Annotated in this window: 8 protein-coding genes and 1 pseudogene; 7 read left to right on the top strand and 2 right to left on the bottom strand. The window is 68.2% G+C overall.

Annotated features, from left to right (window positions below; translation table 11 throughout):
* Window positions 1-131 precede the first annotated feature (131 nt).
* From GQ57_RS15730 to GQ57_RS15720, 3 genes are read left to right on the top strand one after another with little or no spacing between them, the layout of a single operon-like run.
* Window positions 132-2,348 carry a hypothetical protein gene (locus GQ57_RS15730; protein ID WP_031402288.1) on the top strand — a complete coding sequence of 739 codons (2,217 nt, stop codon included), beginning with the start codon at window positions 132-134 and terminating at the stop codon, window positions 2,346-2,348.
* Between the two features lie 11 nt (window positions 2,349-2,359).
* The gene (locus GQ57_RS15725) at window positions 2,360-3,826 is read left to right on the top strand and encodes a flippase (RefSeq protein WP_034198336.1); all 1,467 of its coding nucleotides are present in this window, start codon (window positions 2,360-2,362) and stop codon (window positions 3,824-3,826) included.
* On the top strand, window positions 3,823-6,288 hold the full coding sequence (locus GQ57_RS15720) for a glycosyltransferase family 4 protein (RefSeq protein ID WP_034198335.1): 2,466 nt from the start codon (window positions 3,823-3,825) through the stop codon (window positions 6,286-6,288). The genes GQ57_RS15725 and GQ57_RS15720 overlap by 4 nt, the downstream gene beginning before the upstream one ends.
* 354 nt (window positions 6,289-6,642) lie before the next feature.
* Here the strand turns inward: GQ57_RS15720 and GQ57_RS15715 are convergent, their stop codons facing one another.
* The gene (locus tag GQ57_RS15715) at window positions 6,643-7,818 is read right to left on the bottom strand and encodes an acyltransferase family protein (RefSeq protein ID WP_034198363.1); all 1,176 of its coding nucleotides are present in this window, start codon (window positions 7,816-7,818) and stop codon (window positions 6,643-6,645) included.
* A 233-nt stretch (window positions 7,819-8,051) separates the two neighbouring features.
* Here GQ57_RS15715 and GQ57_RS43370 point away from each other — a divergent pair, with 233 nt between their 5' ends.
* Window positions 8,052-8,195, top strand: a complete 144-nt coding sequence (locus tag GQ57_RS43370; RefSeq protein WP_162836110.1) for a hypothetical protein — start codon at window positions 8,052-8,054, stop codon at window positions 8,193-8,195.
* Between the two features lie 229 nt (window positions 8,196-8,424).
* The gene (galU, locus tag GQ57_RS15710; protein ID WP_031402284.1) at window positions 8,425-9,312 is read left to right on the top strand and encodes a UTP--glucose-1-phosphate uridylyltransferase GalU; all 888 of its coding nucleotides are present in this window, start codon (window positions 8,425-8,427) and stop codon (window positions 9,310-9,312) included.
* 381 nt (window positions 9,313-9,693) lie between these two features.
* Here galU and GQ57_RS15705 read toward each other — a convergent pair whose 3' ends face one another.
* On the bottom strand, window positions 9,694-10,812 hold the full coding sequence (locus tag GQ57_RS15705) for an acyltransferase family protein (RefSeq protein WP_034198334.1): 1,119 nt from the start codon (window positions 10,810-10,812) through the stop codon (window positions 9,694-9,696).
* 257 nt (window positions 10,813-11,069) lie between these two features.
* Between GQ57_RS15705 and GQ57_RS15700 the strand changes: the two genes are divergently transcribed.
* Together GQ57_RS15700 and GQ57_RS44370 are read left to right on the top strand one after the other, a co-directional pair.
* Window positions 11,070-11,519 carry an HU family DNA-binding protein gene (locus GQ57_RS15700; protein ID WP_011355701.1) on the top strand — a complete coding sequence of 150 codons (450 nt, stop codon included), beginning with the start codon at window positions 11,070-11,072 and terminating at the stop codon, window positions 11,517-11,519.
* Window positions 11,520-11,854: 335 nt separating this feature from the next.
* Window positions 11,855-12,587, top strand: a pseudogene (locus GQ57_RS44370) (aminoglycoside adenylyltransferase family protein).
* Window positions 12,588-12,603 lie beyond the last annotated feature (16 nt).

The following is a 12,603-nucleotide window of genomic DNA, read 5'->3' as shown; positions in this document are numbered from 1 at the left end:
TTCCAAATTTCTTGTGATTATTTTTGCTTGTAACCTGCATCGCGACGTTTGAAACCCATTTCGCGACCGGGTGCGCCGGCGGTAGTCTGCGGCAGCGCCGGTCGCGTCCGCATCGAGTCTGGAGAAGCGCATTGCGACGTCTGATTCTGGCAGGCATCACGGCAGGCGCGGCGCTGGTGGCGAGCACCGCGCCGGCCGAGACGGTGTTGCCGGCGACCACCTCGTGGATCGGCAACACGTTCGGCTATGGCGACGGCAGCTGGACGCAGATCGACATCCGCGCGATCGCGGTCACGCCGGAAGGCAAGGTGTATACGAATGCGCCGTGGGACGAGAGCGGGGCCGAGGCGAGCGTCTACCAGGACGGCAGGATGCTCGGCTTCGCGGGCGGCACGCATGGCTGGGGCAACCTCGGCGGCAGCGCGATCGCGGTAAATGCCAAGTACGCGTACGTCGCGATCGGCGTCGGCAACGAGCGCGGCCACCTGCAGTCGCCGGGCATCTGGCCGGACAAGGGCAAGCAGTGGTTCGGCATTTCGCGTCGCACGATCGGCGACATGAAGCAGCCCGCGCCGTTTCGCGCGGCGCCGCAGGCCGCGCCGGGCGGCCGCGCCGACGCCGGTCGCGCGCGGATGGCCGCGAGCTTCATGATGGTCAACGAGGTGCCGGCCCCCGCGCGGTCGGACGTGGGCGAGCAGCGGGCGGAGGTCGGCGGCCTCGCGGCCGACGACCGTACGCTGTTCGCGACGAATCCGGCGCGCGACGCGGTGGACGTCTACGACGCCGAGACGATGCAGCAGAAGGGCACGTGGAGCGCACACGAGCCGGGCCGCATCGCACTCGCGGGCGACGGCACGCTGTGGCTGCTGACGGACACGATTGGCGGGCCCGCACGCCTCGTGCACGTGCGCGCGGACGGCAGCAGGCTCGCCGACGCCCCTGCGCTGCCCGACGATACCGACGCGGTGGACGTGGCCGTCGACGCGAAAGGGCGCGTGTTCGTGGCGGACAACGGGCCGCGCCAGCAGATCCTGATCTTCTCGAAAGGCGGCAAGGGCTATGCGCAGTCGGGCACGCTCGGCGAGCGCGGCGGCATCTTCGCGGGCCCGGTGCCGGGGCGGCCGGGGCCGCGGCGTTTCAACGGGCTGACGGGCGTCGGCGTCGACCGCGCGGGCAACGTGTATGTCTCGATGAACGGCGTCGGGCCGCGTCACGACACGATCGGCGCGGGGCTCGGCGCGGTGCTCGAAAGCTACACGCCGGACGGCAAGCCGCGCTGGCAGGTGCAGGGGCTCTTGTTCGTCGACGGCGCGTGGCTCGACCCGGCGCGGCCGAACAGCGTGTACACGGGCAACAAACGCTTCGAGCTCGACCTGTCGAAGCCGCCGGGCCAGGACTGGAAATACGTCGGCTTCCTGTCGAACCGCTTCAGGTACCCGGACGATCCGGTGTTCCACACGGACCAGTGGCCGGGCCTGCCGATCGCGCGCCGCGTCGACGGCCGCACGTTCCTGTACCTGACCGACATGTACGCCGATCATCTGAAAATCTACCGCTTCGACGCGAAGCGCGACGGCGAAGTCGCGATTCCGTCCGGGCTGATCGCGGGCCGGGCGCGGCCGGTCGACAAGGTGCCGAACAAGCCGCCCGGCGGCGACTGGCTGTGGCGCGACGCGAACGGCAACGGCCGCCTCGACGCGGACGAGTTCGAGCTCAACACGACCGGCAACGCGAAGGCGGGCGGCTGGGGCTGGTGGGTCGACACGAAGGGCGACATCTGGCGCACGAGCGACGTGCGCGGCATCCACCGCTTCCGGTACGGCGGCGTCGACAAGGCCGGCAACCCGATCTACGCGTACGACAAGGTCACGACCTATCCGATGCCGCAGCCGTTCACGCAGCTGCGCCGCGCGATCTACGACGCGCAGGCGGACACGCTGTACGTGACCGGCTACACGGCCGACGCGCCGCCGCAGGCGGGCATCAACAAGGAAGTCGGCCGCGTGCTGGTGCGCTTCGACAAGTGGTCGACCGGCTCGCCGGCGGTGCGCTACCAGGTCGCGCTGCCGTGGCAGCTCGACGCGAAGCCGATCTTCGACCTGATCGGCATCACGGTCGAGGGCCGCTATCTCTTCGCGGTGGAGCCGGTCGGCAAGATCCACGTGTACGACAAGGAAACCGGCAAGGAAGCCGGCGTGATGAGCCCCGGCGCGGAAGTCGGCAAGGCGTCGGGCTGGGTCGACGTGCCGTTCGGCATCAGCGCGTTCCGGCGCGAGAACGGCGAGTACCTCGTGTTCGTCGAGGAAGACGCGCGCGGCAAGGTCTTGATGTATCGCTGGAAACCGTGACGGGCGGGCGCATGGACAAGGGCATTCTCAAGAACGTATCGATCAACTTCATCGGGCTGATCCTGCCGACCTTCGTGTCGCTGGTGACCGTGCCCGCGTATATCCACGCGCTCGGCGTCGAACGCTACGGCGTCGTCAGCCTCGTGTGGACGCTGATCGGCTATTTCGGAATCCTCGATCTCGGGATGAGCATGGCCGCGCAGAACCACATCTCGAAGGCGCTCGCGAGCGGCGACGCGGACGAAAGCGCGCGCGTGTTCTGGAGCGCGTTCTGGCTGAACCTCGGCACCGGCGTCGTGGGCGGGCTGCTGATCTATTTCGGCGCGTTCGTCTACACCGCGTATTTCACGAAGGTGTCGGTCGCGATGCAGCACGAGGTGTATCGCGCGCTGCCGTGGCTCGCGCTCGCGATTCCGCTGGCGAACGTGTCGTGGGTGTTCGCCGGCGCGATCAACGGCGCGGAGCGATTCGGCGTGTTCAACACCAACCAGACGATCGGCACGTTCCTGTTCCAGTTGCTGCCGCTCGGCGCCGCGTGGTGGATCGCGCCGAACCTGCAGACGGTGCTTGCCGCGGCGGTCGTCGCGCGCCTGATCGCGGCGGCGATGCTCGGCCACGCGAGCATCAGGGTGCTCGGGATCCGGCGCATCGATCCGCCGCAGTGGGGCACCGCGAAGGGGCTGTTCAACTTCGGCGGCTGGATGCTGATCGCGAGCACGACCGGCATGATCGCCGACACCCTCGACCGCGTGATGCTCGGCGCCGGCATGGGCGCGAAGTTCGTGACCTACTACACGGTGCCGCAGAACCTCGTCACGCGCCTGAACATGCTGCCGAATGCGCTCGTGCGCACGCTGTTCCCGCGCCTGTCGGCGGTCGGCCGCGATCATGCGGACACGCTTGCGCGCCAGTCGCTGGAGTTCCTGAACGGCGTCTTCACGCCGGTCGGCATCGTCGCGATCTTCGCGCTCGCGCCGTTCCTCACGCTGTGGGTCGGCGCCGATCTCGCCGCGCATTCGGCGCCGGTCGGCCGCGTGCTGGTGATCAGCGTCTGGCTCGTCGGCCAGGCGAGCGTCATGCGGATCCTGATCCAGTCGCAGGTCAACCCGGCCCGCGCGGCATTCGCCGGACTCGTCGAGATGCCGTTCTTCGTCGGCGGACTGTGGTTCGGCATCCATCACTTCGGGCTGACCGGCGCGGCCGTGGTCGTCGCGGCGCGCGCGCTCGTGGACTACGGCGTGCTGCTGGCCTTGTCGGCGATCCGGATGCGCGCGATCGTGCTCGACATGCTCGCGCACCTGGCCTTCCTGCTCGCGAGCCTGTTGCTGGCGCAGGCGTGGCCGGAGCTGGTCCGGTCGATCGGCCTGTGCGCGGTCGTGCTGGTGCTGAACGTCGCGTGGTCGCTTGCGATGACGCCGGGGCTGCGCGCGCTCGCGCTCGACCTGCTTGTCCGTCTCAATCCGAGGAAAACAGCATGAATCGCGATCTGGCGGAACACGCCGTATTGAATCTCGCCGCCGCCGACGCGGCCGTGGCCGAAGCGGGCGAGGCCGCCGCGCTGCGCCGTGCCGCGCCGGCCGGGCGGGCCGGCGCATATCAGCCGGCCCGCACGCCGCGCGTGGCGATCGTCCACGACTGGCTCGTCACCTATGCCGGCGCCGAGCGCGTGCTCGAACAGATCGTCGCGTGCTTTCCCGACGCCGACCTGTTCAGCCTCGTCGATTTCCTCGACGACCGTGCGTTCGTGCGCGGCAAGCCGGTCACGACGTCGTTCATCCAGAAGCTGCCGTTCGCGCGCACCCGGTACCGCAGCTACCTGCCGCTGATGCCGCTGGCGATCGAGCAGCTCGACGTGTCGGACTACGACCTGGTGATCTCGAGCAGCCACGCGGTCGCGAAGGGCGTGCTGACCGGGCCGGACCAGGTGCACATCAGCTACGTGCATTCGCCGATCCGCTATGCGTGGGACCTGCAGCATCAGTATCTGGCGCAGTCGAACCTCGCGCACGGGCCGAAATCGCTGCTCGCGCGGATGATCCTGCATTACATCCGCAACTGGGATACGCGCACCGCGAACGCGGTGGACGCCTTCGTCGCGAATTCCGCGTTCATCGCGCGGCGCATCAGGAAGGTCTATCACCGCGACGCGGCGGTGATCTTCCCGCCGGTCGACGTCGATGCGTTTTCGCTGAACGTCGAGAAGGAGGATTTCTACCTGACCGCGTCGCGGATGGTGCCGTACAAGAAGATCGACCTGATCGTCGACGCGTTCTCGCGCACGCCCGGGCGCCGGCTCGTCGTGATCGGCGACGGCCCCGAGATGCAGAAGATCCGCGCGAAGGCTGGCCCGAACGTCGAGATCATGGGCTACCAGCCGTTCGCGGTGCTGCACGACCGGATGCGGCGCGCCAGGGCGTTCGTGTTCGCCGCCGAGGAGGATTTCGGCATCTCGGTGGTCGAGGCGCAGGCGTGCGGCACGCCCGTGATCGCCTACGGCAAGGGCGGCGCGCTCGAAACCGTGCTCGATCCGCAATCGACCGCGGCCCCGACCGGGCTGTTCTTCGACGAACAGACGCCGCATGCGATCGTCGCGGCCGTCGACGATTTCGAGCGCGCGCCGCAACGTTTCACGCCGGCCGCGTGCCGGGCGAACGCCGAACGGTTTTCCGCCGATACGTTCCGGCAGCGCTTTCTCGACTATGTCGAAGCCGTGCTGCCCGGCTCGACCGCGCGGCGCGGTGCGGCCGCCGCGCCATTGCCGGCCCCGCGCGGACCGGCGACCCTCGTGCTCGACCAGAGCGGCGTGCTCGGCGGCGCCGAGCTGTCGTTGCTCGAGATCATGAAGCACATGCACGCGCACGCCGACGTGCTGCTGTTCGACGACGGCCCGTTCCGCGCGGCGCTCGACGAGATCGGCGCGCGGGTCGACGTGGTGGACCAGGGCGCGCTCGCGGGCGTGCGCAAGCAGGGCGGCGTGTCGGCCGGCGCGTTGCGGCAGCTCGTGCGGCTGGTGCGCGACGTCGCGCGGCGCGCGCGCCGCGCCGAGGTGATCTACGCGAACACGCAGCGTGCGATGGTGGTCGCCGCGCTGGCCGGGCGGCTCGCGCGCAAGCCGGTGGTCTGGCATCTGCGCGACATCGTCAGCACCGACCATTTCGGCGGCAAGCAACTGCTGGCGATCAAGTACTGCGCGCGACTGGGCGTCACGCGCGTGATCGCGAATTCCGACGCGTCCGCACAGGCGTTCCGCGCGCTGACGGGCTTCACGCCGCAGCATGTCGACGTCGTGTTCAACGGCATTTCGGCCGAGCCGTTCGATGCGCTGGACGGTGTCGGCCAGGCCGCGCTGCGCGCGCGCCTCGGGTTGCCCGCGGAGGCATGGCTCGTCGGCTCGTTCAGCCGTCTCGCGCGCTGGAAGGGGCAGCACGTGCTGCTGGAGGCCGCCGCGCGGCACCCCGACATGCACGTGGTGCTGGTCGGCGCACCCTTGTTCGGCGAGGACGCGTACGCGGCGCAACTGCATGAAATCGTCGCGCGGCACGGGATGGCCGCGCGCGTGCATTTCCTCGGCTTCCAGCGCGACGTGGCCGCCTGCATGACGGCGGTCGACGTCGTCGCGCACACGTCGATCACGCCCGAGCCGTTCGGGCGCGTGATCGTCGAGGGGATGCTCGCGCGCCGGCCGGTCGTCGCGGCCCGCGCGGGCGGCGTCGTCGAGATCGTCGAGCACGGGGACAACGGCCTGCTGTGCGAGCCGGGCGATGTCGCCGCGCTGGCCGATGCGCTGCATGCGCTGAAACGCGACGGCGCGCTGCGCGAGCGGCTCGTCGCGAGCGGGCGTGCGACGGCGGTGCGCCGGTTCGGAACCGAAACCTGCGTGGAGCGGGTCGGGAAGATCCTCGCGGATACGGCGAAGGCCGCGAAGGCGAGGAAGCGGTAGGCGGCGCGCACCGGCCGGCGTCGAGCCCCCATGCGGCGTTGCGCTGCATGGGGGCTGTGTCTTTTCGGCGCGTGAGTCCGTCCGGCGAGTGGCGGGCGGGTTGCCGCACGTCGTGTCGCGCCTTGACCGGCCGTCGCCGCGATCCGGCGCACACGCCGGTCGAGCGCGAAGGCGGCGCCCCTCGGCTTGTGCGTGAAGAAAAACGATCAGGAGCGGCCTGTGCGGGCCGTGGCGCGGCCGGGCACGGGCGGGATGCCCGTCTGCGTCAGCCGGGTGTCGCGGCGCGCTCACGGCGGCGGGAAGCCCCCGTGCGGCGGGATGCCGCCCGGAGGCGCCGCAGGCGGATCGGCCGGATCACGCGGCCCGCTCCGGTGCCGGCGCGACCGCGCGGGCGGAGCGCGTCGGCCTGAAGCTGGCCGACCACGTCATCGCGGGCCGCTCGAACAGCCGGTAGAACACGTACGCAACCGGGATCGCGGCGGCCATGAACGCGAACGACGGCCAGATCGACAACTGCAGCCGGGAATGGAACAGCACCGAGCCGAGGCAGACGAACAGCGGCAGGTGGATCAGGTAGAGCGAGTAGCTGAAGTCGCCGAACCAGCCGAGCACGCGCAACGGCGGCGTCGGGCGTGGCGGACGGGCAAGCGCGCGGTACAGGAAGCATGCGAAGCCGGCCGACCAGAGCTGGAACGCGCCGTACTGGCCGACATGGAACGCGCCGCAGCCGGCGGCCAGCAGCACGGCGGCCGCACCGTACCACGCGCGCGACGGCACGACGGCCGCGCCGCGCGCCTGCTGCGCGCGCACGTCGGCGATCCACGCGCCGATCGTCCAGGACAGCCAGTACGACGTGAAGAACTGCAGGTCGTGGCGTTCGAGCAGCCAGGCGGACGCGACGTTGACGAGCGCGACCGCGGCCACGACGGCCGGCATGCCGATGCGCCGGCGCAGCGCGAACAGCAGCGGGTAGATCGCGTAGAACTGCACCTCGAGCGACAGCGTCCACAGCGCGCCGTTCGATCCGTACGTGTAGCCGGCGACACCCTGCAGCGAGAACAGGTTCACGAGGAAGGCCGCGGCGCCGATGTCGCGGATCTTGTGGCTGACGGGCTCGATCTGCAGGCTGAGCGCGTCGAGCGCGAGCGTGAACAGCAACGCGGCGAGCAGCACCGGGTAGATGCGCGCGAACCGGCGCGCCCAGAAGTTCGGCGCGTCGAGCCGGTACGCGGGATCGGCCGCGAGCTTGAGCGCCGCGTTGCGATGGATGCAGTAACCGCTGATGACGAAGAAGATCGGCACGCCGGCGGAGCCCCACGCGAACGGGAAGGTCAGATAACCGGCGATCGCGCCCGGGCTCAGGGCATGGCCGTAGGCGTGATGGAAGCCCTGCATGCCGACCCAGACGACCTGGCGGCAATGGAAATAGGCGACGAGCAGCGCCGCGAAGCCGCGCATCGCGTCGATTACGTGTTCCTTGCGATCGGCGGCGGGCGGCGCGGCCAGGGACGATCCGCTGAAAGCGTGCATGCGATTCGATTCCTTGCGACGGATGAAATGGACGGTCAACGAACGGGAAACCCGATCCCATCCTAATGCGCAGGAATTCGATCAATGAATAAAAAAATATCGCCTGGAAATAACGGAATTCCGCATGGCGATTTCAGCTTGTCATGAAAGCGGTTCCGCGAACGGCATCAATTATTTACCGATTTTTTTCTGATAGTTTGAAGCCTCGGTTGATCGACGCAAGGAGCGGCAAGATGGACATGCACTGGATCGCGAGCGCTGCAGTACTGCTGGTCATGGTCGTGCTGTCGGCGTACCGTGAGGCGCTGAAGAACGAGCCGATTCGCCCGGGCTTCGAACGGGGCGGCGTGCCTTATATCGAGGAATTCGAATCGTGAGAATCGCCATTTCGAAATCGGTAACTTGTTTCTGATTCTGCAACCGGGCCGGCAATATCGCCCGGTCCGGGAGGAGCATGTTTTTCCCGGGATCGTTGCGTAATCAGTTCATATCGAAAGCGAGCGGAATGGAGTGGGCCGTGCCGTCGATTCTCGATATGCCGTTCGGAACACCATCGCGCCGGGTCGCGGGTCGACGCGGCGCAGTCAACGCAATCAGGATGCGAACATGTTGAAAGTCACCAAGGCTGTGTTCCCCGTTGCCGGTCTCGGCACGCGGTTCCTCCCGGCGACGAAGGCGAGCCCGAAGGAAATGCTGCCCGTCGTCGACAAGCCGCTGATCCAGTACGCGGTCGAGGAAGCGATCAACGCGGGCATGACCGAGATGATCTTCGTCACCGGGCGCAGCAAGCGCGCGATCGAGGATCACTTCGACAAGTCGTACGAGATCGAGGCCGAGCTCGAGGCGCGCGGCAAGGAGAAGCTGCTCGAACTCGTGCGCGGCATCAAGCCGAGCCACGTCGATTGCTTCTATGTGCGCCAGCCGGAAGCGCTCGGCCTCGGCCACGCGGTGCTGTGCGCCGAGAAGCTGGTGCACGGCGAGCCGTTCGCGGTGATCCTCGCCGACGACCTGCTGCATGGCGAACAGCCGGTGCTCAAGCAGCTCGTGGACGTGTTCGACCACTATCACAGCTCGGTGATCGGGGTCGAGACGATCGCGCGCGACGACAGCCGTTCGTACGGGGTCATCGAAGGCCGCGAATGGGAAGAGGACATCATCAAGCTGTCGGGCATCATCGAGAAGCCCGCGCCCGAGGACGCGCCGTCGAATCTCGGCGTGGTCGGGCGCTACGTGTTCATGCCGACGGTGTTCGATCATCTGCGCCGGCTCAAGCCGGGTGCGGGCGGCGAACTGCAGTTGACCGACGCGGTCCAGTCGCTGCTCGCGAACGAGCAGGTGCTCGCGTATCGCTACTACGGCACGCGCTTCGACTGCGGCAGCAAGATCGGCTATCTCAAGGCCACCGTCGAGCTTGCGCTCCGGCATCCGGAAGTGAGCCGCGAATTCGAGGCGTACCTGCGTACCTGTCTGCCCGCGCTGGCTGCTGTCGCCTGAGCAGTCGCGCCCGTCGTTGTTTCAGGTGGTGGTTGTTCCGTTGGCCCCGGTCGCTCGCGCGCCCGGGGCTTTTTTGTGTGCGGGTGTGCGATCGCCGTGTGTGCCGCGGGAGCGGACGCGGTGGCTCGGATCTGCTTCGAGAACGGTGCAGCATGCGCAGTGGGGCGGTGCGGCCAGCTAGCGTCCGTGTAACGCCTGAAGCCGATGCGGAAGCACGTGCCGGAGCGGCGCACGCGGTTGCGCGATGCATGTGGATGCGCGTGCCGGCACCGGTTCCGCCACTGCCGGAGGCTGGCGCGGAATCTCTCGCCGCGGGTCGGCTTGCGCGGGTGCCCGGCGCCGCGGCTTGCCGGGTCGGTCCGTTTCGCCTGCGACCGGCGTTCAACGCGCCGACGTGCCCGGCCGCACGGCGAAGTGCCGGGCCAGCATCGCGGCGAGCGGCTGCTTGAAATCGAGCAGCCGTTTTTCGAGATAGCGCCAGGACAGGTGCGCGAGCAGCACGGCGAGCGCGAATTGCAGTGTCTCGGGCAGCGTCGCGCGGACGATTTCCGGTACCGCCGCGTGCGCGAAGTGCGCGGGCGGCACGCCGAAGCGTGCCGGAATCAGGTTGTGGAACAGGTAGAAGCCGTAGCTGATCGTGCCGAGGTGGACGAGCGGCGCGCGGTCGAGCAGCGCCACGACCGGATGCCCGGGGACGCTGACGATCCACATCAGCAGCAGGCCGAGCGATACGGACAGGCCGAGATCCGCGAGTCCGGCGACGCCGCCCGGCAATGTCGTGCAGGCGGGCAGCACGAGGAAGAACACGACGCCCGCCATGCCGGGCCAGCCGGGCGGGGCGCGCCGTGCGGCGGTTGCGCCGTGCTCGGCGAGCAGCATCGCGCCGACGCCGCCGAGCGCGATCAGCGCGAAATTCCACGGGGAAAACGCGTAGATCAGCACCGGCGACGCGCCGGACAGGTGGAGCGCGAGATGCGCGATCGCGCATGCCACGACGGCCGCGACGCCGAGCGCGACGTGTCGCGCGGCGGGCACCGCGAGCAGCGCGAGCGGTGCGATCAGATAGAACTGCTGTTCAACCGCGAGGCTCCAGAAGTGCGACGTGGCGCCCGGCCAGCCGTCCTTGACGACGCCGATCCAGTAGTTCGACAGGAACACGGCGTGCCACGCGAGCCCGAGATCGACGCCGCGCTGGTAGAACAGCGCGTGCGCGATCGCGAGCGCGGCGAGCAGCAGGTAATACACCGGGAAGATCCGCAGCGCGCGTTTCGCGAGGAACAGCGCGAGTGCGTGCCGACGCGTCATGGTGCCGCACTCGACCGCCTGCCGGTTGCGATGCAGCTCGCCGACGATCAGGAATCCGCTGATCAGGAAAAACGTCCACACGCCGAGCTTGCCGACGTCGACGGCGACGACGTGAGCCTTGTGGGACAGGAAGACGAGCATGACGGCGAGGGCTCGCAGGCCGTCGAGTCCTTTGACGTATCGGGCTTCGCGCATGACGGCGTTCGGACGTTGAGCGAGGCCAGTGTAGGTGCGCAAATCTCGAACGTAATTCGCGTTTGGAGGCCTACGTGAAGGCGTTTTCTGACGCTCGAGCGTCGATGAAGCCGGCCGTACGCAAAAAAACCTGCGGGAAACCCCGCGAAAACGCATAAAAGTACTGCACGAAGCGTCAAGGCGCTTGTAGAATCCGGCGTTGAAGCGCGCGCGTTGCACGCTTCGTGTATCCAACGACCACACCTGGTAGGAGAAACATGGCGACTTCCGCAAAAAAGGTGGCCAAGAAGGCTGCCGCACCGGCCACCAAGAAAGTGGCTGCCAAAAAGGCTGCGCCCGCGAAGAAAGTAGTGGCCAAGAAGGTTGTCGCGAAGGCGGCACCGGCTGCTCCGACGCCGCTGAAGGACAAGTTCACGAAGGCATCGCTCGCAACGCACATCGCTGAGCGCGCAGCTGTCGAAGTGAAGGCTGTCAAGGCAGTGCTCGTCGCACTCGAGAACGTCGTGCTGGGCTCGGTCCACAAGAAGGGCGCAGGCGAATTCACGCTGCCGGGTCTGCTGAAGATCACGGCGCAAGTCGTGCCGGCGAAGAAGAAGCGCTTCGGCAAGGATCCGTTCACGGGCGAAGAGCGTTGGTTCCCGGCGAAGCCGGCCAGCGTGCGCGTGAAGGCACGTGCGCTGAAGAAGCTGAAGGACGCGGCAGCGTAATGCTGCGCAACGGTTGCCGACGGCACGTCGGCAGCCGCTGCGAGGTCCGACGATCCCCGTACGCGCAAGCGTGCGGGGATTTTTATTGCGCTGCGCAAATCGCGCGGCAGCGAAGAAGTGAAGTCGCGCGGATGCGAAACAGTGCAGATGCGAAACAGTGGAAGGCCTGGCTCGACGCGTGACGCACGCTGAATGACGTGTCGCGCGCACGCGATGACGAACGGCAATCGTCACCCGCGCTCGCGGTCGATCCGCAGCGGCCCGTCGCGCTCGCTGCGCCTGTTGCGTGCGCATCGCGAGACGCGCGTGTCGCGACTGAAACCCTTCCTGACGAAATCTCCGCGCCGATCGTCGCCGCGTGCGACACGATCGAGCGGCATCTTGGCGCGATGCCGAAGGCGACCCACCGGTTCGGATCGGCGCTCGACGGAAGACGGAAACCGCGCAGCGACATCGACTTGCTGACCATGGTTCGGGGCCTGACGCGACGAGCCGACGTGACGTGCGCTGATGCTCGACCTGCTCGCCGTGCCGACATCGCACGGAAGGCCCGCGCGCACTGGAAGTGACCGTCGTCGCGCACGACGAAGTCGTGCCGTGGCGTTATCCGGCGCGGCGCGCACTGCAGTTCGGCGAGTGGCTGCGTCACGACCTCGAAGCCGGCATCGTCGATCGCGATCCGGCGATCCTGTCGACGAAGGTGCGACAGCACGGTGTCGAGCTGACCGACCCGCCGGAGACTGCGCTGTTCGAGCCGGCGCCCGCTCGGGATCTTGTCGCCGCGCCATTGGCGACCGTTTCGCGGAGGCATGCCGAACCGGATCGGCGCGGCGACGCGTGCAACGTGGTGCTCGCGCTCGCGAGCACCTGGTACAGCGCCGTGACCGGCAGGATCGCGCCCAAGGACGTCGCCTGGAGTGTCTGCCGGAAACGTACCGGTCGGTTGTAGCGGCGGCTCGCGCGGCCTGTCTCGGCGGCGAGGAAGGCGTGGCGATCCTGTCGGGAAAACGCCTCGCTGCATTCATAGGCGACGCGCGGCGCACGGTCGAATCGATGCTGTCGACGTAGCGGCGGATGCCGCGAA

Origin of the sequence: Burkholderia sp. MSh2 (genome assembly GCF_000731655.1) — a bacterium.
In the GTDB taxonomy this organism is placed as follows: Bacteria; Pseudomonadota; Gammaproteobacteria; order Burkholderiales; family Burkholderiaceae; genus Burkholderia; species Burkholderia paludis.
This window is presented reverse-complemented; position numbering and strand designations above follow the sequence as displayed.

Coding starts and splice junctions, on each gene's coding strand:
- GQ57_RS15725 (WP_034198336.1), top strand. CDS start 2,360: ATGGACAAGGGCATTCTCAAGAACGTATCGATCAACTTCATCGGGCTG.
- GQ57_RS15720 (WP_034198335.1), top strand. CDS start 3,823: ATGAATCGCGATCTGGCGGAACACGCCGTATTGAATCTCGCCGCCGCC.
- GQ57_RS15715 (WP_034198363.1), bottom strand. CDS start 7,818: ATGCACGCTTTCAGCGGATCGTCCCTGGCCGCGCCGCCCGCCGCCGAT.
- GQ57_RS43370 (WP_162836110.1), top strand. CDS start 8,052: ATGGACATGCACTGGATCGCGAGCGCTGCAGTACTGCTGGTCATGGTC.
- galU (WP_031402284.1), top strand. CDS start 8,425: ATGTTGAAAGTCACCAAGGCTGTGTTCCCCGTTGCCGGTCTCGGCACG.
- GQ57_RS15705 (WP_034198334.1), bottom strand. CDS start 10,812: ATGCGCGAAGCCCGATACGTCAAAGGACTCGACGGCCTGCGAGCCCTC.
- GQ57_RS15700 (WP_011355701.1), top strand. CDS start 11,070: ATGGCGACTTCCGCAAAAAAGGTGGCCAAGAAGGCTGCCGCACCGGCC.